The sequence below is a fragment of the Leeuwenhoekiella aestuarii genome (assembly GCF_004104055.1).
Classification (GTDB): Bacteria; Bacteroidota; Bacteroidia; order Flavobacteriales; family Flavobacteriaceae; genus Leeuwenhoekiella; species Leeuwenhoekiella aestuarii.
Genome location: NZ_QOVJ01000008.1, coordinates 138,008 through 162,134, shown reverse-complemented (window position 1 = coordinate 162,134; position 24,127 = coordinate 138,008). Strand labels below are relative to the sequence as shown.

Genomic DNA, 24,127 nt, shown 5'->3' with positions numbered 1-24,127 from the left:
GATGTAGGAACTAACGATGAGAACCCTGACGGACCTGTAGACAGTGAAGTTTACACGGTATTGACTCAGCCAAGTAATGGTACTTTGGTATTCAATGCTGACGGGACCTATACGTATACACCAAATGACGGGTTTATCGGCACCGATGGCTTCAGTTATGAGGTATGTGATGGCGGAAGCCCTGTAGCTTGTGATAGTGCAGATGTTACTATTCAGGTGATTCCTGTAGGAACCCCTGATAATGCAGCCCCTGTAGCCAATGATGATACAGCAATTACGGAGTCAGATACTCCTGTTGATGGTAATGTACTGGTTAACGACTTTGATCCTGATGGAGATACTATAACAGTAACCGGTAATACACAACCCACCAACGGAAGTGTAACGGTTAATCCTGACGGAACGTATACTTATACTCCAGAGCCTGGTTTTGTAGGAGAGGATAGTTTTGAGTACACCGTATGTGATGATGCAAATCCATCATTATGTGCAACAGGAACAGTGACTATCGAGGTTATAGCAGATAGCGGTAATACGACTGTTGCTAACGACGATGCTTACTTCGGTTACATCGGAGAAGAGATCACCGGTAATGTACTTGCTAACGACAGCGATCCTGAAGGTGATGCGATCAGTGTAGTGGGTAATACCAGTGCACTAAACGGAAGTGTATCTTTAGGCGCAGACGGAAGTCTTACCTATACTCCAAATGCAGACTTCAGCGGATCGGATCAGTTCACCTATACGATTGAGGATGCTAACGGAACACAGGATACCGCAACGGTATACATCAGTATTGATCCTAGTCCAAACGGAGGGAATGTTATCCTTGCGATCAATGATATCAACGATACCTTTGAAGGTCAGCCTGTGAGTGGAGATGTAGGAACTAACGATGAGAACCCTGACGGACCTGTAGACAGTGAAGTTTACACGGTATTGACTCAGCCAAGTAATGGTACTTTGGTATTCAATGCTGACGGGACCTATACGTATACACCAAATGACGGGTTTATCGGCACCGATAGCTTCAGTTATGAGGTATGTGATGGCGGTAGTCCACAGGCTTGTGATAGTGCAGATGTTACTATTGAGGTGATTCCTGTAGGAACCCCTGATAATGCAGCACCAGTAGCCAATGACGATACAGCAATTACGGAGTCAGATACTCCTGTTGATGGTAATGTACTGGTTAATGACTTTGATCCTGATGGAGATGCGTTGACAGTAACAGGTAACACCCAACCAACCAACGGAAGTGTGACGGTTAATCCTGACGGTACCTATACCTATACTCCAGAGCCTGGTTTTGTAGGAGAGGATAGTTTTGAGTATACCGTATGTGATGATGCAGATCCATCATTATGTGCAACAGGAACAGTGACTATCGAGGTTATAGCAGATAGCGGTAATACGACTGTAGCCAACGACGATGCTTACTTCGGTTATATCGGAGAGGAGATCACGGGTAATGTACTTGCTAACGACAGCGATCCTGAAGGTGATGCGATCAGTGTAGTAGGTAATACCAGTGCACTAAACGGAAGTGTATCCTTAGGCGCAGACGGAAGTCTTACCTATACTCCAAATGCAGACTTTAGCGGAGCGGATCAGTTCACCTATACGATCGAGGATGCTAACGGAGCACAGGATACCGCAACGGTATACATCAGTATCGATCCTAGTGAGAATGGCGGTAACGACATTTTAGCGATCAATGACATCAACGATACCTTTGAAGGTCAGCCTGTGAGTGGTGATGTAGGAACTAACGATGAGAACCCTGACGGACCTGTAGACAGTGAAGTTTACACGGCATTGACTCAGCCAGCTAATGGTACTTTGGTATTCAATGCTGACGGGACCTATACGTATACACCAAATGACGGTTTTATCGGCACCGATAGCTTCAGTTATGAGGTTTGTGATGGCGGTAGTCCACAGGCTTGTGATAGTGCAGATGTTACTATTGAGGTGATTCCTGCAGAAGATTCAGATGAAAATGAGTCACCAGTTGCAAATGATGATACCAATATTACAGAGAGCGGTGTTCCTGCTACGGGTAACGTGTTAGTCAATGATTTTGATCCTGATGGAGACGCATTGACAGTAACGGGTAACACCCAACCAAATAATGGCAGTGTAACGGTTAATCCTGACGGTACCTATACTTATACTCCTGAGCCTGGTTTTGTAGGAGAGGATAGTTTTGAGTATACCGTATGTGATGATGCAGATCCATCATTATGTGCGACGGGAACAGTGACTATAGAGGTAATCTTAGATTTAGGGAACAGTACTGTAGCTAATGATGATGCCTATTTTACACTTATTGATGAGATAATATCTGGAAATGTGTTGGAGAATGATTTTGATCCTGAAGGACAAACTCAAACAGTGGATACCAGCGTAACACCTCTAAATGGACCTGTAAATGGAACACTTGCAATAAACGCTGATGGTTCATTCACTTATACTCCTGATGATGGTTTTGTAGGTACAGATCAGTTTACCTATCAGATTGTAGACTCTGGAGCTCCAGTTGCAACAGATGTAGCAACAGTTTATATTACTGTTAGAGATGCCAATTTACCACCTCCTCCACCGCCACCAGCACTTATTTCAAGTTTAAGCCTTGAAAAAGTAGGAGTGTTTAATGATGAGAATGGTGATCAAAGGCCTCAGATAGGAGAGACTATAACCTATACATTTAGAGTTATAAATACTGGTGAAACCACAATTAGTGATATTGTGATAGATGATGAATTAGTCGATGTTACCGGTGGTCCAATAGAACTGGCTCCTGGTGAAGAAGACAGTACAACATTTACTGCAGTTTATTCTATAACACAAAGTGATATTGAGCAATTGGCTGTAGAAAATCAAGCTCTTGTAAGTGGTGTTAATCCAGACGGAGAGGTAATAGATGATCTTTCTGATGATCCAAACAATCCTGCAGATGTTGATGTAGATGGCGATGGTGAGCCAGATGATGTAACAGTGACCATAATTCCTAATGTACTTGCTGATGAAGATATTATCGTTTATAATGTGATGACTCCAAATGGAGATGGTCTTAACGATATCTTTATGATTCAGAATATTGATAGATACCCTGATAATAAAGTTCAGATCTTTAACAGATGGGGAGTAGAAGTGTATAGTACTGAAGGTTATAGTATAGATAACGGAAATGTATTTAGCGGATTCTCTGATGGTCGGGCGACAGTAAGGAGAGGTGAGCGTTTACCAACAGGAACCTATTACTATATTATAGAATATGCAGATCCAGATACGGGTGCTGTAAGAAATAAAGCTTCATTCCTTTACATTAATTAATAAAGATTACTCAATGAGTACTTATAATAAAATACTTATAATGATGAAAAGAAATTTGAGTAAGTTGCTACTTCTGCTTGTATTGTTAATTGCAGCTTCAGGCTATAGTCAGCAAGATCCTCAATACACGCAGTATATGTACAATCCTCTGGTTATAAATCCTGCTTATGCAGGTAACCGTGGGGTAACGAGTATTGTGTTACTGCATCGTAGTCAGTGGGTAGGTCTTGATGGAGCTCCCAGGACTCAAAATCTTTCGGTACACAGTCCAATAGGATTGGGTAAAGTAGGTATGGGTTTTAGTTTAGTGAATGATGTACTGGGGCCTGCACGAGAAACTTATTTCAATGTAGATTTCAGTTATACATTGGAGACAGGTGCTGAAGGTAAGTTTAGTTTTGGTTTAAAAGGGTCTTTAGATTTATTAGATGTAGATTTTAGCAGGACGAATCCTTTTAATACGAATGATCCTTTTTTAATTAATATAGATAATAAGCTTTCTCCTAATGTAGGAGTGGGTGTTTTTTATCACGATTCTAAGTTCTATGCAGGTTTATCTGCACCTCAGTTATTACAAACCGATCATTTTGATCGTAGTGGATCTCAGGGAGCAGAAACATTTGTAGCAGAGGAGAACATTCATTACTATGGTTTGGCAGGTTACGTTTTTGATCTAAACCGAAACGTGAAGTTTAAGCCATCAACCTTAGTTAAGATGGTTGCTGGAGCACCTCTGGCAGTAGATGTGAATGCAAACTTTATGTTTTATGATAAGCTTACTTTAGGGGCATCTTACCGATGGAGTGCTGCATTAAGTGGATTAGTAGGTTTTCAAGTTAATGACGGACTGTTAATAGGCTTTGCCTACGATCGCGAGTCTACAGACCTTGGTAATGCAACGTACAATAACGGTACCTATGAATTGTTTTTACGCTTTGAACTTTTCAAAGAATACAACCGTATGTTAACCCCTCGTTTCTTTTAATAAAACATACCCCTATGAATCTAAGATATTATGGTATTTTTCTTTTGGTATTTGTGCTTAATGCTTCTCAGGTAGTAGTAGCTCAGGAGCGTGAAGTAGCTAAAGGGAATAAGAAGTTTAATCAATATGCTTTTGTTGACTCTCAGAAGATTTACTTAAGAGTAGCAGAAAGTGGTTATGAGTCAGCCGACCTGTTCTCTAAACTTGGGGATAGTTTTTACTATAATGCAGATTATACTGAAGCAGTATCTTGGTATGATAAGCTTGTAGAAAAATATACTGAATCTGTAACTCCGGATCAATATTTTAGATATGCTCAGGCGCTTAGAGCTGTAGAGCAATATGATGAATCTGACAAAATGATTGAACGCTATCAGGAGCTTATGGATGCTTCTGGTGAATCGTATTATGATCCCAATACAATTAAGAAAATTCGTTCTGAAAGGCAGAATTATACGATAAACAAGTTAAATGTCAATGCAGCAGGTTATTCAGATTTTGCTCCTGCTTTTTATGGAGAGCGATTGCTTTTTGCTTCAACTCGTGATACAGGAACCTTTACAACGCGAATACATAAATGGAACAATCAGCCGTTTTTGGACCTATATGTAGGTACTATTGATGATACTGGTCAGGTTAATTTAGCAGAAAAATTAAAGGGCCCTGTCAATACAGAGTTTCACGAGAGTACAGCAACCCTATCTCCTGATGGAACAGCATTATATTTTACACGAAACAACTTTACAGCAGATCAGTATCGTTCAGATAGCAATAAAACGAATAAACTTAAACTTTATAAAGCAACAAAAGGGTCAGGAGATACTTTTGGTAATGTGGTTGAACTTCCATTTAACGATAATAGTTTTTCTACAGCACACCCGTCAATATCTCCAGACGGTAAGGTTCTATACTTTGCTTCAGATCGCCCGGGAACATTAGGGGAATCTGATTTATGGAAAGTGGATCTAAACGAGGATGGTAGCTTTGGAGATGTTGAAAATTTGGGAGGAACTATAAATACTCCCGGCCGAGAAACCTTTCCGTTCGTAGGTAAAAATGGTAAGCTCTATTTTTCTACCGATGGTAGAGGAGGATTGGGAGGTCTTGATGTTTATGTATACGATTTTGAGAAAAATGAACTTTCAAATATCGGCGAACCTATAAATAGTATAAAAGACGATTTTACGTTTATCTATGATACAGACTCAGGCAACGGTTTTTTTGCATCTAACAGGGCTAACGATCCGTTAGATGATGACATTTATAGCTTTATACGCAAAGCTTGTGAAAGTATTTTAACCGTAAATGTTATTGATAAAGAAACTAAAGAACCATTAAATGGAGCTTTAGTTGGAATACGAGATTTAGAAAACGAGCTTTTAGTTTCAGGAGAAGCAATAGTGCCAGATGCTACTTTTATTTATGAAGAACCTGAGTGTGGCGAGAATTACCTTGCTCGTGCAGCAATGGAAGGATATACTACCGCAGAGAAAATGGTAGAAATTCCTGAAGAGTCAACCGAGGTTGGATTAGTAATAGAACTAGAGCGTATAAAAATTGATCTTGGAAAGTTTATAAAACCGATTTATTTTGATTTTGACAAATCATTTATACGCCCTGATGCCGCTGCTGAACTCGATATAATTGTTAAGTATATGAAAGAGTTACCCGAAATTAGTATTGACGTACGTTCACATACTGATAGTCGAGGTAATGATGCTTATAACTTAGCACTTTCAGAACGACGTAATAAATCTACAATAGAATATCTGGTAGCAAACGGGATCTCTAGAGATCGATTAACTGGTCGTGGTTATGGAGAAACACAATTGCTTAACAAATGTAGCAATGGAGTGAACTGTACCGAAGAAGAACATCAGCTTAACAGACGTAGTGAATTTATCGTGCAAGGTTATTAATGCGCATCTACATAACACAAACCCTAAAAAGCCTTCTAATTTTGAAGGCTTTTTCTATTGTTAAGGCTTTAAGGTATTTGTACATTTACAGTCAAAAATAGTTTATGAAAGAAGAATTAGTGATTCTCGTTGATGAAAATGATCAGCAAATAGGTTTGATGCCAAAAATAGAGGCTCATGAAAAAGCCTTATTGCATCGGGCTTTTTCTGTATTTGTTTTCAACAGCAAAAAAGAATTGATGATTCAACAACGAGCACTTCACAAATATCATTCACCAGGTTTATGGACAAATACTTGCTGTAGTCATCAACGTGAAGGAGAGTCTAATATAGAGGCTGGTAGAAGACGTCTGATGGAAGAAATGGGTTTTACTGTAGACTTGGAAGAAAGTATCTCTTTCATTTATAAAGCTCCTTTTGATAACGGTCTTACAGAACACGAGTTTGACCATATTTTACTAGGTAATTTTGAAGGCGAGCCAAACTTAAATCCAGATGAAGTGGCTTCATGGAAGTGGATGTCCCTAGAAGCTATAAAAGAAGATATGAATGTTCATCCTGAGATTTATACCGAGTGGTTTAAAATCATTTTTGAAAAGTTTTACAATCATATAGCACAATGAGAGTAACCGTAAGTCGCAAAGCTCATTTTAATGCTGCTCACAGGCTCTACAGGTCAGACTGGGATGATGCTAAGAATTTAGATGTTTTTGGCAAATGTAGCTATCCCAACTACCACGGTCATAATTATGAACTTATAGTTGCTGTAACCGGAGAAATAGATATTGAGACTGGTTTTGTAATAGACCTTAAAATCTTAAAAGATATCATCAAGTCTGAAGTAGAAGACCCTTTTGATCATAAAAACCTCAATTTAGACGTTCCGGAATTTGCGGAGTTAAATCCTACTGCAGAAAATATATGTGTGGTTATCTATACTAAAATGAGAAAAAAAATAGGAGCTGAATTTGATATTGAAGTGACACTTTATGAAACTCCGCGAAATTTTGTAAGCTATAGCGGTCAGTAAAATTTTGATGCATTTATAATTAAAATCAAAAAATAAAAATCATTAATCATAAAACGCCTTTGTGGCTATTGTAAAAATTATGAGCAATTCTGTATATCCATTAACATTTAGACCTGTTCTTAAAGAGAAAATTTGGGGAGGTCAAAAGCTACATGAAATCTTCGGAAAAGGAGATAATGCAACTGCAAAAGTGGGAGAGAGCTGGGAGATCGCAGATCTTGAAGAAGGGCAAAGTATTGTGAAAGAAGGAGCCTTAGCAGGAAAAACTTTAAATGAAGCTATTGTTTCAGACCCTGAGGGACTTTTAGGTAAAAAGGTTTATAACGTTTTTGGGCCTCATTTTCCATTACTTATAAAGTTTATTGATGCTGCCAGTGATCTTTCTATCCAGGTGCATCCTACTGACGCAACTTCACCTACGGGAGTAGGTAAAACCGAAATGTGGTACATTATGCAGGCCGATGAAGGTGCAAAGCTAACAGTAGGTTTCAATACAAAAATCACAAAAGAAGAGTATGATGAGCGTATAGATAATCTTACTATTGAAGAAGTGATGGATGAGCACGTGGTAGAAGAAGGAGATTCTTTTTTTATAAATGCAGGTCGCATTCACGCTATAGGTGGTGGTGTTTTATTGGCTGAAATTCAACAAACATCAGATGTTACTTATCGCGTTTACGATTACAACCGCAAGGATGATGATGGTAACTTACGTGACTTACACGTTAAAGAATCTCGAGAGGTTTTAGACTTTGAAACCACTCAAGATTTTAAATTGGATTATGATCGCAGTGCTAAAAACGAGGCTCAGATTGTTAAGCATCATACCTATTTTAAAACGGAATGGGTAAATATTCAAGAACAAGCTTATACTGTAGAAAGAACAGACTCCTTCACGATAATCATTGTAGTTTCGGGTAGCCTTAGTTTTTCAGATGGAATAACAAATGACAAGCTCTCATCAGGTGAAACCTTATTAATTCCTGCTGCAAACAAAGCGGTTCATTTAGAGGCTGATAATTGTGAGATTCTAGAAGTTTATCTATAACAGCTGAGATAATTAAGCGTACTTTTGCGCAAAATTTATATTATGGCAAATATTAGAGACCTCAAAAAAGACATAAACTTCGTTTTAGGAGATATAATCGATGCAGTGTACATCTGGGAAGCAATTAACCCAAAAGAAGATCACAGTAAGTCTGAAGCGATTATAGACGATGCTATCGCAACTTTTGATGATTTAATCGCAAAGGTTAATGACAATAAAGTTGAAAACCGCAGTAAACATTTTAAAGCTGTTAACGCAGAATTAGAAGAGCGTGGTAAAGCTTTAATAGATCGTGTAAACGCTCTATAGTATCTTTTAAAATAAGCGAATTAAAAACGCCTCGTGTTTTAAAACACGAGGCGTTTTTAGTTATAGATTTTTATTTAGAATTAAGAGCTGAAGTTTGCAGCGAAATCGAAAGCCTTTCCTTGAGTTTTATTCGGCTTACCTCAAGGTGATTTACTTCTTAATCATCTTCTGAATAGGTAGTGTCTGTAACCGTATTAGTGGTTTGACTTTCTGCGTTTTTACGCTCTTTAATATAGCCTTTAAGAGCATTCCCGTATTTAGATTTTTTAATCTTTGGTTTTAAAGAATTATAAATGGTATCCAGATATTTTACGTTAGCGTCAAAAATTTCAGAAACTGCTAAGTAGGGCGCAACTTCATAATCCTTATTATTTATAGCAAAATTAACCGTGTATAGATATTTCCGCTTAGTTAGATTTTGCAGTTGATTGTCGTAGTAAATAATAGAATCTTCATTTGCCTCTTTGCGTACTTCAAAGGTTTTTTTGATCAGATCTAAATTCTGGTCATTAAAGCGTCTGATAATTTTAGTATACTCGTCTAATTTAAGCTGGTTTTCAGAACCGGTGATCGCCGCCTGACTTTCAAAGTTTTTTAAAGAAGTATTTAGAGTCATTTCGCCGGGTTCAGCAAAAATCATGATACGATCATCATAATCATAAGCATCTACTTTGTCTAAAGTTAAATACACGATTTGAGGTTCTTTCAAATCAGTTATAAATTCAAATTCTGAGTTGCCATCAACCACAAGACTATCTAGATTAACTAGTGTGGTATCTTCGATTTTTTGAAGGTAAATGGTTCCTTTTTTTAGACCGTTTATTTTACCTGTTAATTTAAAGTCTCCTTCTTTACTGCAAGCTGTTACTAAGAATAATACAATGAGGCTTAGAAGGGCTAATTTTGTACGCATTTTAAATATTTTGTGTGCTGCAAATATGCCTAAAATCTTTTTTAAAAGCTAATACAACGGGTCATTAGCACGACTTTTGTGAAAATGATTTAAAATGAGGCTGTTGAATTGAAAAATGTATAGATTTTAGATCTTAGGTGTATTTTTCCAGAACTGTAAAAGCTCGTTATTCATCTATAAAAGAAATGATATTTTTTATTAATTCTGAAGAAACAGGTCTGTAGGGTTCATTATAGGACTTTGAATTTTCGAGGTCATCACCTTCAATTTGTTTGAGAACGTGATTCATATCTTTTATGAGAATTAATTGCGCTTCGGGTTTTGCGCTTTTGAGTATTTCTGCTTGTTCCTGAGGAATTTGCAAGTTCTTAGTTCCCTGAATGAGAAGTATGGGTAAGTCTAGTTCTGTTATTATTTCTGAAGGGTCATAATTTATCCAACTTTTCATAAAAGGTTGTACAGAAGGCCTGAAAATTGTAACTAATCCCTGACTGTAATTTTTAGACTTTCCGGTTTCCTTTAGATCTTTAAATGCTTGTTTTGCGTTATCTACAAGTCCCGGTGCCTGCAATTCTAGTTGACCTATTATAAGCTGATCTATCGATTCTCCCATTCCGGCAATAGAAATTATTTTAGTCACTTCAATCTTTTGAGCAGCGAGCATCGCTATTAAAGATCCTTGAGCGTGTCCTATAAGGATAATTGAAGAATATTTATCTTTAAAAAAGCTGATAACAGCCACTGCATCATTTACTAAGTCATCAAAGCGCAAACGCTCTTCCTGAAGTGTATTTTGACGAATTAAGGGGATTAAACGTTTATCATATCTAAAGGTTGAAATACCTTCCTCTGTAATTTTTTCAGCTAAAAACTTTAAACTGTTGTTTTGCACATTCCGCTGATTCCCGTTTCGATCTGTAGGTCCAGAATCTGCAATAATAATCGCTAACGTATCTGACTCACTATTTTTTTCTAATAGCGTACCAGCAATGAGATTGTTTACCCTCAGGTTAGACTCTAATAAATTTTGTGAATGTAGCGTAACATTAAAAAGAACAAAGCACAGAAGAACTGCTATACGCATAGCGGATTTAATTTTTGAGAGGGATGTTGTACTTCTTGAAAAATTCCATGATTTTTTCAGGCTGTTGTGTGCCTAAAAGCAACTCATTTCCATCATTAAATATGAGTTGTATGCCTTTATTACCTTTTGTAGTAAGAGCTTTCCTTTTAGTAAAAGAAATGCGATAACCCCAACCTCCATACTCACGTATAGGATGGTATTTTCTTATTGTAGCACTTTTAATTTCTTTCCAGGATTTAAATCTTGATTTGATGTGAAAGGGAACAAATCTATAGGTAATGCCTTTTTCGTTGATTGTGGTTTCTAGCTTAAAGATATACCAGAATCCTAAAAACAAGCCTAAAATAACCAATATGCTCAATACTACAGATGCAATCTCAAAGCGTGATAATTTTAACGTATCCCAGTCCATAACCAAAGGACTTACTGCAATAGCCAAAATAACAACTAGTAAAAGTCGCAGCCACCATTGATCAAAACGTTGTACTTCATTAAAAGATTTCATAATAGAATTGCTTCTTATATTATTATGTAAAAACTAACGCAAAGGTATAAAGATAATCAACCCAATGTGTTCTTTTAAACGTAAGTTAAACTTAAATGTTTTAGATAACAACGCGAGGTTTTGCTAAAAAATCTTTAAATCATAATTGTTTTATTTTCAGTGTTATATATGACGGTTTTTTGTAATGATTGTCCATAACGTTTCTAAAGCCTTATAAAGGTTTAAATTTGCCAAAAATATTCTGATGAGAAATACATTTTTAAGCCTTTTACTATTGGTTTTGAGTACTGTTATCGTTAAAGCAGATGACTGGGGAAGTAAGGGGCATCGTGCAACTGCAGCAATTGCAACAAACTATTTAAATAAGAAAACCCAGCGAGAACTTGAAAAGTTACTGGGAGAAGAAACTTTAGTAGTCATCTCTACATATGCAGACGAGATAAAAAGTTATGATGCGTATAGAAAATATGGTAGTTGGCATTATGTGAACATAGCTCCAGGTCTTTCTTATGCAGAAGCTGAGCATAACAAATACGGAGATATCGTTATGGGTATCGAGAAATGTAAAGAGGTTCTTAGCTCAAAAACTACTTCTAAGAGTGATAAGGTTTTTTACCTTAAACTGTTAGTGCACTTTATTGGAGATTTGCATCAACCCTTACATTTAGGTCATGCTGAAGACAAAGGAGGCAATGACTTTCAGGTGCGTTGGTTTAATGATGGTACCAACTTACACTCACTTTGGGATACCAAAATGCTAGAAAGTTATGGGATGTCTTATAGCGAGATTGCTGAAAATTTTGGTTCAGTTTCTAAAGACCAATATAAAGAATTAACTAAAGGAAGTGTTCTTGATTGGGTAACCGAAGGGCAAACTCTGGCAGAAATGGTTTATGATTCGGCTGAAATAGGAGAGAAGCTAAGTTACAGGTATCAAGCAGATCATATAAAAATTGTGCAAGAACAACTCCAAAAAGGAGGAGTGCGTCTTGCTGCTGTTTTAAATGAACTATTTGGTTAAAAACCAAATCTCTAATTTATATAGCTATTTATCTGTGGCTACATGAGCATCTTTGTATTGCTTAGGAGTTGCTTTACAATATTTTTTGAAAATACGCGTAAGATGACTTTCATCTGTAAACCCTAATTGTATCGCTATTTGAGATACCGTAAATTCTGAATTTAAAAGTCTGTCTTTAGCTATCTCAAGTTTATAGAGTAGAATGTAATTATGAAGAGAATTCCCTGTTTCTTTCTTGAAATAATTACTCAACGTACTACTTGTAATATGAAAATGCTTAGCAATAACAGATATTTTAAGCATACTTGAGTCATATATGTTATATCGAATATAAGCATAGATCTCATCTATACGTTCCGTTTTTTTAGACTGTCTGTATGTATTACTTTCTGGATTGTTTTCTGTGATATTACGTGCTAATATACTCAAGAGTGTACTAACCATATTAGCGATTATTTGCAAGTGATATTGCTCTCTATTTGCATTTTCCTTACGTATAAAAAAGATAATTCTCCAGATCAGATCTCGCTCTTCTATTGACTTCAGAGCTTCTTGAAATCTTCTCTTGGGGTGATTAAGTATAAACTCACTACGCCTTAACCAATATTGCTTATCAGGAAGGCTTATCTTACTAGAAAACAATAAGTCTGTGAATTTAAATATTATAAAAGTTGTAGTCTCATGAATTTTAATCTGAGGAACTTCTTGTTTACTGAAAATAAAAACATCACGACTTTTAAAAGCAGTAACTTTTCCATCAAGAGTTATTCTCCCGCTTCCGTCTTCAATAAAAATTATCTGAAAGTATAAATCATCATCAAAGTCAGAATCCCATCTTGAAGTTGAAAATCGATTTATTATAAATATGTCTTGCCAGTTTAACTGTGCCATGGCATTTTGAGTTTAGTAGATTTTTGTGTAGCATCAAAGGGGATATATATGTCATTAGGGCTGTTTAAAAGTTACAGTATTTTAAGGGGATTTTTACAATCGCATCTAATTTAACAAAAAATTAAGAAAATGACTTAAGATGTATTAGTTTGCTAAAAGTTTTAAAGTCTAGTTGACTATTAGTTTAGCTGGTAGTAAATAGTTTAGTTAAAATAAATAGTCTAAACGTGTAATCTCCTAATAAAATTCTATTTAACAAAACTATTTGTTAAATAGTAAAAATTTGAAAGTAAATTAAGTGTTTAGAATTCAGTTAAAACGGCTATAATATTCTAGGAGACAATAAATTTGAGTTCATTACGATATGTAGATGGTGTTTTACCTGTAAACTTTTTGAACTGTTTATTAAAGTGACTAAAATTATTAAACCCACTTTCAAAACAAACATCTGTAATACTTATCGGTTTTTCATGAAGAAGTTTTGCAGCATGGACAAGTCGATATTCATTTACAAATTGAGTAAATGTTTTTCCGGTAATTTTTTTGAAATATCTGCAAAAGGCAGGAACGGTCATACTAACTAATTCAGAAATTTCTTCAAGAGTGATTTGTCTTTTAAACTCTTCCTTTACAAAATTGAAAATTATATTAATTCGATTATTATCTTGTAATTCAGTCTCTAAAATAAATCCTTGTGCATTGAGAACTGTGTATTTATCTGCAATTTCTAAGAGTTTTAAAATTTCAAGTAAGCCCAATAAACGTTCGTAATTTGATACATCTTTTAATGCTTCAATTTTGGCGCCTACATCTCTCTTTAATTCCCCGTGAAAGACAATGCCCATTTTAGCGCGCTCAAAGAGAGCTTTTATACTTCGCATTTCAGGAATATTAAAAAAAGACTCTCCTAAAAAGTCTGGACGCATTTGTATAACAGTTTCACGTTCGTAATTATTTAATGAATCTGTAAAGCCACAGTGGGGTAAATTAGAACCTATGAGTATGAGTTCTCCATTGCGGTAATAAGAAATGTGACTACCTACTTGTCTCTTACCTGTACCGCCCTTTACATAAACTAATTCAAGTTCAGGATGATAATGCCAGAAATTGTGGTTGTTGTTTTCGTGATTTTCATCATACATGCGGTATGAAAATGAACTGCCAAAACCGGGTTCAATTTTCTCAAATGCTGGTTTTGGAGATTTAATCATGGGCTTAACTGTTAGTTCAGTATAAATTTAGACAAGCGTTTAACTTATAACTTGTGCTATATTAACCTAAATATATATAGTTTTCACAAAAATAAATAAAAAGATATTTGTTAAGTTAAAATAGCACATAATTTAGCACAATGGGTTCTATTTTAGAGTGAATTACCACCATACATTTGCAATGTGAATAAATTAAATCACTCACAAAAAACCAAACCTATGAAAACAAGTATTAAAACTTTGGTATTAGCATTGACATTAGCTTTTAGTTTAAATGCCAGTGCAGCAGATGGAATTGCAGTGACGGTTAACGAGAACTTTATGGTTCAAGTAGAATACACAAATGCGATTGAAGGAGCTCAGATTTATCTTGAGGATGGTGACGGAGAGCGTCTTTATACAGAATATGCAGGTAGTGTCGCTAATGATACAAAAACATTAAGTCTAGAAGAACTTCCTGTAGGAAAGTATTATCTTATATATGAAGATGATTATGCTAAATCTTATACTACCATTAAAAAAGAGTATAAAGGATTAGATGTTATTAAGGACGAAAGCAAAACTATCTTTAAGCCTAACTACAAAGTTCAAGATGATATCGTAATGATTTCTTTTACAAACCCTAAAGAAGTAAAAACTACTACTCGTGTATATGATGAGAATGGTTCTATTATAGAATCTCTTACAGATCATAACCTAGTAGTGAAGCAAGCACTAAACTTTCAGGAATTGCCATCTGGTAATTACAGAATAGGAGTGTCTGTAGGTAAAGATTATTTCTCAAAGCAAATTGAGATCAAATAAGAAATTATAATCAATCATTTATAAGCCTTTGCTAATTTAGCAAAGGCTTTTTTTATACTGTTAAATAAAAATAAGCCCAGTACATCAAACCAAATTGTAAAAAAACTCTTCCCCATAAAACCCAAGAGGGTAAATTGAGCCCTGCTTTTTTAGAAGATAACATATAAAAATGGACGAGTAAAAAAACGGCAAGCATCAAAATAATTAACCAGATCGCTGTATTTTTTGTTTCTGAAAAACATAACCCAACTCCAAGAAGAATTTCAGCAAAGCCGCTCAAATAAACCAAACTCTTAGGAGCCGGTAAATATCTTGGCATTATGCGCAAATAAGCTTTAGGTTTTATAAAGTGCATAATGCCGGCAATTATATACATAGCCGCCATCAGGTAAAGATGCCAAGGGTAAATCATAGTTGAATTTTCTTTTAAAAGTAGACAAAAAAACAGCCAATTCATTAATCTAGAGTTGGCTGTTGCTTAGATTACAATATTTTATCAATATCTGCTTTAACTAGGATTAGTTAAGCGTCTAACTTTTGCATTCAGTAGATCTGAGATAACAGAATATAGATTAATAGTTTTTGTAGAATATCTGATTAGCTTTAAAATTTTGTAATTAAGCTAAACGAAATTTATAGATCATTGCTGATAAATTAGTTGATGATGCTCTAAAAAATCTCTTTAGCTACTTTTAACCGCGAAGTAAAATGTTTGAATTTTCTAAGTGATTCGGGTTGTACCTCTAAAGGATTAATTTTAATCTTTTTTTTACTTCCTTCAATAACATAGTCTCCTGCTTTATTGCGGTAGAACCGTCTTACTTCTTTAATAGGGATTGCTTTTTTATAGATAATCCGCTGTTTGACTATTTCTTTATCTGTTATCGTAAGGTATTGAAATTTATAATTAAAATAATACTGAGTAAAATAATACAAGGCTAAGACAAGCATTGCGTAATCAAGCCAATTGATAGGCTCTTTGATGATAAATTTAGACAGAACAAGAAGCACACAAGTTATACCTATTATTAGGTTTAAATAAACCCTACGTTTTTTGAAAAGTAACTGCATTAAATTAAGTTTGATAAATTGCTAAACCAAGCTTTTGCTTTTTATAAACAAGATGCTATTTAAATAGTAATGTTGATTTTCAGTAAGTTGGGATTTTGTAAAAAGGTAGGGACTTTTAATCAGGAGCAATTTAAATCAAATTCTAAAAAAAACATTACGGAATTCCTTACAAATCAATGTGTTTAGTGAAATTTTATGTTGATGAATCTTAGAATGCAACTTTAATAGGGATTTGTCGCTTGTCTATCTTGTTAAGATCTTCAATATAGCTGGTTTGATCTGGGTATGCTAGAGAATTAGAAATGCAGAGGCAAAGCGCATCTAAAATGTCATCTCTCTTAACTTCTTTGCGTTTGGTTTCTTCAAGGATTTTATTATAGTTTTTTTCAATACCGGGCTCATATTTTTTCAAAAGAGATAGGCGTTGTTTAATACCTGTTTTGTCTGATTTTTTAGAGTGTATAATTTGCGTGTGGTTGAGGTATTTAAAACAAATCTCAGGGTGACTTTCTAATAGTTAAATAGCAGCATTATTTTTAAAAATATACTTGTCAACTTCTTGAATTCTGTCTTTTATATTCAAGGTTTGTTCAGATAGATTTTTACCCTCAATTTGAATATTTAATTTTTTGGCCTTTTGTCTGTCTGATTCATATACTGCCGGCCTGCACGGAGCGTTAAAAACAGTTGAGCTTCTGGGGCCTAGTTCAGATCTTAACCGGGTATCAACTGTTCTAGTGAATTCTCTAGATGATAAACCAATAGGAATATCAATAAAAAATCGGGCCTTTTGGTTTTTGAATAATTCTGTTAGCTCTTCGATTTTTTTAATGAAGAAATATTGAAAAATAGATTGAGATTTAGTGATAACAACCCATCCATATTTGCAGCCATCTATTCCGCCTAAAATCATAATAAATCTTTTTGCAAAATATAGTTTAAAGCGATTGGTAAATTCATTTGGTGAAGGTTAAATCTATTGTAAATACGGTTTGACTTGAGATAATAAATAATAGGTTTTCTAAATTGAACACTAAATAGAAATAACTTAGTGATGGGCTCAAAGTCATCAAAATCTTTAGGAGTATTAGCTGTTTGGGCGTTAGCTGCTGGTGGAATGGTAGGTGGAGGTATTTATACCGTACTTGGCGTAGTAATCGCAGTTTCAGCTCAATGGGCGTGGTTGGCCTTTTTATTAACCGGATTAGTTGCATTACCTTCTGCATACAGCTACGTTTTCCTGACTAAAAAATTTCATAAAGAAGGTGGGGTATTTGTTTTTTTAGAAGCAATCAAAGCTAAAAATATGGCAGGTAATCTGGCCTGGATGTTGATTCTGGGTTATGTTTTGACTATTTCAGTTTACGCTTTCGCTTTTGGTCACTATGTATCTTTTGCATTCAATTTTGATCCGTTAATAACTCGTTTGCTTGCGTTGACAATCGTAGCATCTTTAGTCGTTCTTAATCTTGCTGGTGTAGGTAAACTCTCTAAAGTAGAAATAGCAATAGTTTCTGTCAATCTCATCGTACTATTTAGCCTGGCGATTTATGGGATTATCAACTGGGATCCAAATCAATTAGTCTCGGGAATTGAACCCAGACCGTTTTGGTCAAGCCTTATAGGAGGGGCGGCCATATTTATGGCTTACGAAGGTTTTCAGCTGCTTACGTATGAGTATAGTAAAATAAAAAAGCCTAAAAAGTATTTAATGCCTACGTTACTAAGTGCTGTTGGGTTTGTAGTTATACTTTATATCCTCGTTGCTCTTGGAGCGACTATGCTAGGAGGTGCATTATCTCTTGTGCGTTTTAAAGAGATAGCACTCAGCATATCTGCTCAAAATGCATTTGGAAAAACCGGAATCATAGTTATGACTATTGCTGCTGCATTTGCAACGGCCGCAGCAATAAATTCGACATTATTCTCCACCGCAAATCTATCTAAACGTATTGCAAAACAAAACGAATTACCTTCTTGGTTTAACCATACAAATACTAACGATGTGCCAGATCGTTCTATTATTCTTCTCGGGGCTTTGGCTGCAGGTATGGCGGTAATAGGGAGTCTAAGTTCACTTGTGGAAGCAGCCAGTCTAGCGTTTTTATGCACTTTTGGTATTGTGAATTGGATAGCTTTAAAAGAGTCAGATTCAAAAAAATGGATACCTCTATGTGGTATCATTATAAGTGGAATAATAGGTTTGGCACTGGTATTTAGACTTTCAATTTCTAAGCCTTTAGCATTAGTAGCTGTGGGAGCACTTGTTTTATTAATTGTTGTGGGGAGACCTTATTTACTGAAAAATACTATTAAAAGAAGTAATCAAAATGAGAGCGATTAAATACCTAATTCCTGTTTTTCTTCTATACTTTATAAGTTGCTCAGAAAAAGGTGATCAATATGTTGAATTGCGATTGGGAGATTTTTTAGTCGAAAATTCAGCGGTTAGTATGAAGCTTATTTCTGATGGTGCCACCGAAAAGTACAGCCTAAATTATAGCGACCTTACTTCATATTATAAAATAAAGCCTGGCGTGTATCAAATTCAGGTCGTCGTACATGAAAAAGTTATTCTAGAGAAGAAAATTGGTTTTGCTGCCGGAGGAAAATTCACGCTTTTTATTTATGGTCTATTGTCAGAAAATCAAGTTGTTAACCAGACCACAACTTCTTCTCAATTGCATAGTATCGTTAGTGGGGCTGAAGCGCGCACCGCTAATGGTTATTTACCTCAGATGCGTCTTCTGGATGATCATTATGAAGGAGGTAAAACTACGGCTCAAATGCGCTGGGTGAATCTTGTTCCCTTTGAGAAATCATTTACTGCTGAAGCATCTTTAGATTCTGATATTAATTTTGGTACTACTGCTTACGGAAATGACCACGCTTCACAGAAGTTTGATATCGGGACGTATTCGGTTATTTGGAGATCAAAAAGTTCACCTATTAAGCGTTTAGAAATGAGCCAAGCTTTAGATAAGCAAACGCTATATACTTTTTTCTTGATTCCTGAAATTCAGGCAAAAACCGGTGATTTAAAAGTTGTAACAGGAGAAAGCTCAAAAACTAATAAAGAATAAAAAAAGCAGTTGCTTATTGCAACTGCCTTTGTGATTTATATAATACTTGGTAACTTACACTAATTCTTCAGCGAGTTTAATTCTCCCGCCTTTCTCGTAAATTTTGTCTTTCATCAGATCAAAGGCATCAGAGTCTAGCGCGCGAGTTGCATCTTCGTATAAGGTTACTTTAAACCCTTCATTTAATGCATCTAAAACTGAATAACTCACACAGAATTCTGCAGCAAGACCACAGAAGTATAAGGAGGTGATTCCTTTTCCTTTTAAGAAACCGGCAAGACCTGTTGACTTTTTATGTGCATTGTCATAAAAACCGCTGTAACTATCAATTTTAGGATCTGTTCCTTTTCTGAAGATAGCTTCTATTTTAGCAGCATTCATATGTGGGTGAAAATCGGCACCATCTGTTGTTTGAATACAATGTACGGGCCAAAGAGTTTGCTCAACACCATCAATAATTGTAGTGTCAAAGTCTTCTTTATCATGATGATTATCTGCAAAACTAGAGTGGTTTTCAGGATGCCAATCCTGCGTAGCAATGACTAGGTCAAATTTCTCTTGCAATTTATTTACTAATGGAATGATCTGATCGCCACCGGGAACAGCAAGTGCACCACCAGGCATAAAATCATTTTGCATATCAATTATAATGAGAGCTTTCATATTTTAAGATTTGGTTGTTTTTTGGTTGTTAAGTTTTTGTAACGCTTCAGTGATTCTATCATCTTCAGAAGTCATTATCACTACCCCGCAACTTGCCCGAGAGCCATATAATGCTGAAGCTGATATTCCTTTTAAAACGTGTACCGACGTTATGTTTTCTGCTTTGAGCATTTTAACTAAAGGTATGTATTGAGGACTTTTCTGTAGATCTATGGGGTATGTGTTTTCTGTGTGTAATACAAACAGTATTTTGCAAGCTGCAGTAGGTTTAGGCTTTGTATTATTACTTGTTCTTAGAGCCGCACGTTGTTTATTGTTTAAGCCGGTAAGACACATGCCGGGTCTTGGCTCAACATACTCTGAATCGCTAAGTGTTTTTTGCTTAATCGCTTCTAGTTTTAGGTCTTTGCTGGCTAGCTTTTCAAAATTTGCCAACCAAGTTTCATTATCTTCTCTTGACAAATAACCTGCTGTTTTTTCGCTTTGCGAAAATGAGGACAGTGAAATAAATAGAAAAAGAAAAGAGAAAAATTTAATAATCATCTATCTGATTTTTATGTTCGGCAATGAGGCGGTCACGTTCTTCTTTTAGGCGATCACTAATTCCTACTTTGTAAATATGCGGATTGTCAAACCGTTTGTATTCATCAGGTAACAAAGCCAATTGTTGTTTGCTGAAGTTAGCAATTTCTTCGATCGATTTTTTGGGGTGATTGCGTTTTCCGTTTTGCATTACGGGTTTTAACAAGGCTTCTTGTTTTAGTGTTGCTATAACAAGATTTTTAAACGGTTCTACCGGGTGATGCATACGGTTAAGATGCCATTCATCAGCAAGGCCAATGGCATCTGCGCCTATTTGCTGGCCGTCTTCATTAAAAATTCGATACACCTGTTTTTTATGTGGAAGCGTAACTTTAGAGATGCTTTCTGAAATTTTAATACGTGGTTTATTATTTGCAAAAGACAGCTTATAAACACCGTCTAATGCACCGTCTGGTTTACCAATAACAAGATTGGTTCCTACACCATAAATATCTATAGGTGCATTTTGATTTTGTAAACTTTGGATCACATATTCATCTAGCTGATTAGAAGCAGCAATTTTCACATAATCCAATCCTGCTGCATCCAGCATTTTGCGGCATTGTTTAGATAGATAAGCAAGGTCACCGCTGTCTAAACGAATGGCAAGCAGTTTTTGACCTCTGGATTCCATTTCTTTTGCGACGGTTATTGCGTTAGGCATTCCGCTTTTTAAGGTATTGTACGTGTCTACAAGTAATACACAATTCTTGGGTCTGTTCTCGGCAAAATCTCTAAAAGCAACCAATTCGTCATCATAGCTTTGTACAAATGCGTGTGCCATTGTCCCGCTAATAGAAATGTTATAATCACGCCCTGTAATTACATTGCTACTACCGTTAAAACCACCTACCATTGCTGCACGTGTTGCGTAATATCCACCTGGCCCCTGAGCTCTGCGTAAACCAAAATCAAGTAGTGTTTTGTCTCCAGCTACGTTACGAATACGGCTCGCTTTGGTCGCGATTAGTGTTTGAAAGTTTAAGGTGTTGAGCAGTATGGTTTCAATAATTTGTGCTTCGATCAGGTTGGCTTCAACCTGTAAAATAGGAGCAGTAGGAAAAACGATTTCGCCTTCAGCCACAGAGTTGATAGTTCCGCGGAAGCGAAAATCCTTTAAATAATTTAAAAATTCTGGTTCAAAATCGTGTTGTTTGAGATATTCTATATCTTCTTCAGAAAAGCGTAGATCTTCTATTATAGAAAGGATTTCTTCTAATCCTGCAAAGATCGCATAACCACCTTTAAATGGAAGTTTTCTAAAAAAGTAATCAAAAACAGCCTGCTGATTTTGGTTTTTATTGAAGTAGACCTGAGCCATGCTCAGCTGATAGAGGTCGGTATAGGTTGCAGTAAATTGAAACATTCTAAAACTTTAGTTAAGTGAATTTAACAAATTATGTATGAATCTATCTCAATTAGGGGTTAAAGAAACGTTAGAAGTTAAGTGCTTATGAGATGAGGATTTTTTTAAAGTTTAGGCAATAAAAAACCGCTCTTTTTAAAGAGCGGTTTTAGTTATGAAGTCAGGGTTTTAGATCTAGTGTCTCAAATCTAAGATCTAACTACCTATTTAATCATCTCATAGGAGCGTTTAACAAAGTTAGTTAAAGCTTCTCCTTTTAGCAAGCCCTGAGATAAACGAGCTAAATCCATAGACTGAGAAATTAAACGCTCTTGTTTTTTCTTAGTTTTTGTACTTAATATCTCGTTAACCAACTCACTGTTAGTGTTTACCACGACGTTGTACATGTCTGGCATATTACCCATGCCAAACATACCGCCACCACCACCGGTTGCTTGCATCTCTTTCATACGACGCATAAACTCGGGTTGTGTAATCATAAACGGCGCTGCATTACTATCCATCGCTTCTAACTTAACTGTGTAAGATTTATCTGCAATGGTCTCTTCAAGCAAAGTTTTTAAACTTTCTTTTTCTTCGTCAGAAAGTTTAGAGATCTGCTCTTCATCTTTCTTGATGAGATTGTTTACATCATCACCATCTACTCGTACAAAACTTACATTTTCTTTAGAAGTTTCTAGTTTTTGTAGCAAATGTGAAACGATAGGAGAGTCTAATAACAATACCTCATAACCTTTATCTTTTGCAGCCTGAATGTAAGAATGCTGTGCATCCTGATTAGAAGCATAAAGAATTACAAGTTTTCCGTCTTTATCAGTCTGATTGTCTTTGATTTTTTCCTGAAGCTCTGCAAATGTGTAATACGCGCCATCAACGGTAGGATATAATGCAAAAGCATCTGCTTTATCAAAGAATTTGTCTTCACTTAGCATTCCGTATTCAATAACCACTTTGATGTCGTTCCATTTCTTTTCAAAATCCTCACGATCTTCGTTGAAAAGAGATTTTAGCTTATCAGCAACCTTACGGGTGATGTAACTCGAGATTTTCTTAACAGCTCCATCTGCCTGAAGATAAGAACGAGAAACATTAAGTGGAATATCTGGTGAGTCAATGACACCACGAAGCATCGTTAAAAATTCAGGAACAATTCCTTCTACATTATCGGTTACAAAAACCTGGTTTTGATACAGCTGAATTTTATCTTTCTGAATATTCATATCCTGACCTAAACGCGGGAAATATAAAATACCGGTTAGGTTAAAAGGATAATCAACATTTAAATGAATGTGGAAAAGTGGCTCTTCAAACTGCATAGGGTACAGTTCGCGATAGAACTCGTTGTAGTCTTTTTCTTCAAGATCTACAGGTTGCTTCGTCCAGGCTGGATTAGGGTTGTTGATGATATTATCAACAGTTTTAGTCTCTGCTACTGCATCTTCGGCAGCATCTTCTGGTAATGGTAGCGTTTCTTCTTTAGTACCAAATTTAATTGGCACCGGCATAAACTTGTTGTATTTAGTAAGCAACTCGCTGATGCGATTTTCTTCTAAAAACTCTTCAGAATCCTCTGCGATATGTAAGATGATTTCGGTACCTCGCTCTGTTCTATCAGCAGGAGAAATGGTGAACTCAGGAGATCCATCACATTCCCATTTTACAGCAGGCTCCTCTTTAAAAGACTTAGTGATGATCTCAACTTTACGGGCAACCATAAAAGCAGAGTAAAAACCAAGACCAAAATGGCCAATGATTCCACTATCTTTAGCAGAATCTTTATACTTATCTAAGAATTCTTCAGCGCCAGAAAATGCAACTTCGTTGATGTATTTCTGAACTTCTTCTTCGGTCATCCCGATACCCTGATCTATGATACTTAAGGTTTTTGCATCCTTATCAACCTTAACTTCGATTACAGGGTTCCCATATTCAACACTAGCTTCGCCAATGTTAGTTAAGTGTTTCAGTTTTAAAGTAGCATCAGTTGCATTAGAGATTAGCTCCCGCAAAAAGATCTCGTGATCACTGTATAAGAACTTCTTTATCAGCGGGAAAATGTTCTCAACAGCAACATTAATTTTACCTGTAGACATAGTGTTATGTGATTTTTAGTACCGATTCTTTAAAATCGGATTATATGATTTTATTTGAAAGGTTTGCATTATAGCAAATCTGAAAGCTAAGAGTCAAAAAAAGTACCAAAGGCAGGTGCGTGACAAACTGACACAACTTTCATTTTTACTGAAAGAACTTTAACGTAAGGTTTTGTTTAAGAATTTTGAAATAAAATTAAACAGGTTTAA

The 24,127-nt window shown here is 35.8% G+C and carries 22 protein-coding genes and 1 pseudogene; 11 read left to right on the top strand and 12 right to left on the bottom strand.

What is annotated here, in order from left to right; translation table 11 throughout:
- The 7 genes from DSM03_RS16275 to DSM03_RS16245 form a co-directional block, all read left to right on the top strand.
- Positions 1–3,339 (top strand): Ig-like domain-containing protein (locus DSM03_RS16275; RefSeq protein WP_128763389.1); only part of this gene is annotated, 3,339 nt, incomplete at its 5' end.
- A gap of 40 nt (positions 3,340–3,379) precedes the next feature.
- Complete coding sequence (locus tag DSM03_RS16270; protein ID WP_128761817.1) at positions 3,380–4,324, top strand: PorP/SprF family type IX secretion system membrane protein; 945 nt, start codon at positions 3,380–3,382, stop codon at positions 4,322–4,324.
- Positions 4,325–4,338: 14 nt separating this feature from the next.
- Positions 4,339–6,243, top strand: coding sequence for an OmpA family protein (locus DSM03_RS16265; protein ID WP_128761818.1), 1,905 nt, complete (start codon positions 4,339–4,341; stop codon positions 6,241–6,243).
- 104 nt (positions 6,244–6,347) lie between these two features.
- A complete protein-coding gene (gene idi / locus DSM03_RS16260) occupies positions 6,348–6,866 on the top strand; it encodes an isopentenyl-diphosphate Delta-isomerase (RefSeq protein WP_128761819.1) in 519 nt (172 codons plus the stop codon).
- Positions 6,863–7,273, top strand: a complete 411-nt coding sequence (locus tag DSM03_RS16255) for a 6-pyruvoyl trahydropterin synthase family protein (protein ID WP_128761820.1) — start codon at positions 6,863–6,865, stop codon at positions 7,271–7,273. Before idi ends, DSM03_RS16255 begins: the two co-directional genes overlap by 4 nt.
- Positions 7,274–7,352: 79 nt before the next feature.
- Positions 7,353–8,321, top strand: a complete 969-nt coding sequence (locus DSM03_RS16250; RefSeq protein ID WP_128761821.1) for a type I phosphomannose isomerase catalytic subunit — start codon at positions 7,353–7,355, stop codon at positions 8,319–8,321.
- A gap of 42 nt (positions 8,322–8,363) precedes the next feature.
- Positions 8,364–8,630, top strand: a complete 267-nt coding sequence (locus DSM03_RS16245) for a hypothetical protein (protein WP_128761822.1) — start codon at positions 8,364–8,366, stop codon at positions 8,628–8,630.
- A 157-nt stretch (positions 8,631–8,787) separates the two neighbouring features.
- On the opposite strand, the gene DSM03_RS16240 is transcribed toward DSM03_RS16245, so the two are convergent.
- The 3 genes from DSM03_RS16240 to DSM03_RS16230 all read right to left on the bottom strand — a co-directional run bounded on the left by DSM03_RS16240 (position 8,788) and on the right by DSM03_RS16230 (position 11,132).
- Positions 8,788–9,543, bottom strand: coding sequence for a DUF4369 domain-containing protein (locus DSM03_RS16240; protein ID WP_128761823.1), 756 nt, complete (start codon positions 9,541–9,543; stop codon positions 8,788–8,790).
- A gap of 166 nt (positions 9,544–9,709) precedes the next feature.
- Complete coding sequence (locus DSM03_RS16235; RefSeq protein ID WP_128761824.1) at positions 9,710–10,627, bottom strand: alpha/beta hydrolase; 918 nt, start codon at positions 10,625–10,627, stop codon at positions 9,710–9,712.
- A 7-nt stretch (positions 10,628–10,634) separates the two neighbouring features.
- Positions 10,635–11,132 (bottom strand): hypothetical protein, encoded by a 498-nt coding sequence (locus DSM03_RS16230; protein ID WP_128761825.1) that lies wholly within the window; start codon positions 11,130–11,132, stop codon positions 10,635–10,637.
- A 244-nt stretch (positions 11,133–11,376) separates the two neighbouring features.
- On the opposite strand from DSM03_RS16230, the gene DSM03_RS16225 reads away from it, so the two are divergent.
- Positions 11,377–12,153 carry a S1/P1 nuclease gene (locus tag DSM03_RS16225; RefSeq protein WP_128761826.1) on the top strand — a complete coding sequence of 259 codons (777 nt, stop codon included), beginning with the start codon at positions 11,377–11,379 and terminating at the stop codon, positions 12,151–12,153.
- Between the two features lie 24 nt (positions 12,154–12,177).
- Here DSM03_RS16225 and DSM03_RS16220 read toward each other — a convergent pair whose 3' ends face one another.
- Both DSM03_RS16220 and DSM03_RS16215 read right to left on the bottom strand, forming a co-directional pair.
- The gene (locus DSM03_RS16220; protein WP_128761827.1) at positions 12,178–13,044 is read right to left on the bottom strand and encodes a helix-turn-helix domain-containing protein; all 867 of its coding nucleotides are present in this window, start codon (positions 13,042–13,044) and stop codon (positions 12,178–12,180) included.
- A gap of 332 nt (positions 13,045–13,376) precedes the next feature.
- Positions 13,377–14,255 carry an AraC family transcriptional regulator gene (locus DSM03_RS16215; RefSeq protein ID WP_128761828.1) on the bottom strand — a complete coding sequence of 293 codons (879 nt, stop codon included), beginning with the start codon at positions 14,253–14,255 and terminating at the stop codon, positions 13,377–13,379.
- Between the two features lie 219 nt (positions 14,256–14,474).
- Here DSM03_RS16215 and DSM03_RS16210 point away from each other — a divergent pair, with 219 nt between their 5' ends.
- Positions 14,475–15,059 (top strand): T9SS type A sorting domain-containing protein, encoded by a 585-nt coding sequence (locus DSM03_RS16210; RefSeq protein ID WP_128761829.1) that lies wholly within the window; start codon positions 14,475–14,477, stop codon positions 15,057–15,059.
- 52 nt (positions 15,060–15,111) lie between these two features.
- Here the strand turns inward: DSM03_RS16210 and DSM03_RS16205 are convergent, their stop codons facing one another.
- The 3 genes and pseudogenes from DSM03_RS16205 to DSM03_RS19145 form a co-directional block, all read right to left on the bottom strand.
- Positions 15,112–15,471, bottom strand: a complete 360-nt coding sequence (locus DSM03_RS16205; protein ID WP_128761830.1) for a DoxX family protein — start codon at positions 15,469–15,471, stop codon at positions 15,112–15,114.
- A 257-nt stretch (positions 15,472–15,728) separates the two neighbouring features.
- The gene (locus tag DSM03_RS16200) at positions 15,729–16,130 is read right to left on the bottom strand and encodes a hypothetical protein (protein WP_128761831.1); all 402 of its coding nucleotides are present in this window, start codon (positions 16,128–16,130) and stop codon (positions 15,729–15,731) included.
- Between the two features lie 208 nt (positions 16,131–16,338).
- Positions 16,339–17,043 (bottom strand): annotated as a pseudogene (locus DSM03_RS19145) (DUF429 domain-containing protein).
- Positions 17,044–17,184: 141 nt separating this feature from the next.
- Here DSM03_RS19145 and DSM03_RS16185 point away from each other — a divergent pair.
- Together DSM03_RS16185 and DSM03_RS16180 are read left to right on the top strand one after the other, a co-directional pair.
- Entirely contained in the window at positions 17,185–18,474 is a 1,290-nt protein-coding gene (locus tag DSM03_RS16185) for an APC family permease (RefSeq protein ID WP_128761834.1), read from the top strand.
- Positions 18,461–19,213, top strand: coding sequence for a DUF4397 domain-containing protein (locus DSM03_RS16180; RefSeq protein ID WP_128761835.1), 753 nt, complete (start codon positions 18,461–18,463; stop codon positions 19,211–19,213). Before DSM03_RS16185 ends, DSM03_RS16180 begins: the two co-directional genes overlap by 14 nt.
- Before the next feature lie 54 nt (positions 19,214–19,267).
- On the opposite strand, the gene pncA is transcribed toward DSM03_RS16180, so the two are convergent.
- From pncA to htpG, 4 genes are all read right to left on the bottom strand, one after another.
- Positions 19,268–19,876, bottom strand: coding sequence for a bifunctional nicotinamidase/pyrazinamidase (pncA, locus tag DSM03_RS16175; protein ID WP_128761836.1), 609 nt, complete (start codon positions 19,874–19,876; stop codon positions 19,268–19,270).
- Positions 19,877–19,879: 3 nt separating this feature from the next.
- The gene (locus DSM03_RS16170; protein ID WP_128761837.1) at positions 19,880–20,419 is read right to left on the bottom strand and encodes a hypothetical protein; all 540 of its coding nucleotides are present in this window, start codon (positions 20,417–20,419) and stop codon (positions 19,880–19,882) included.
- Positions 20,409–21,824: a nicotinate phosphoribosyltransferase gene (locus DSM03_RS16165; protein WP_128761838.1), complete on the bottom strand. Its 1,416-nt coding sequence runs from the start codon at positions 21,822–21,824 to the stop codon at positions 20,409–20,411. Before DSM03_RS16165 ends, DSM03_RS16170 begins: the two co-directional genes overlap by 11 nt.
- A gap of 203 nt (positions 21,825–22,027) precedes the next feature.
- A complete protein-coding gene (gene htpG / locus DSM03_RS16160) occupies positions 22,028–23,917 on the bottom strand; it encodes a molecular chaperone HtpG (protein ID WP_128761839.1) in 1,890 nt (629 codons plus the stop codon).
- Positions 23,918–24,127 lie beyond the last annotated feature (210 nt).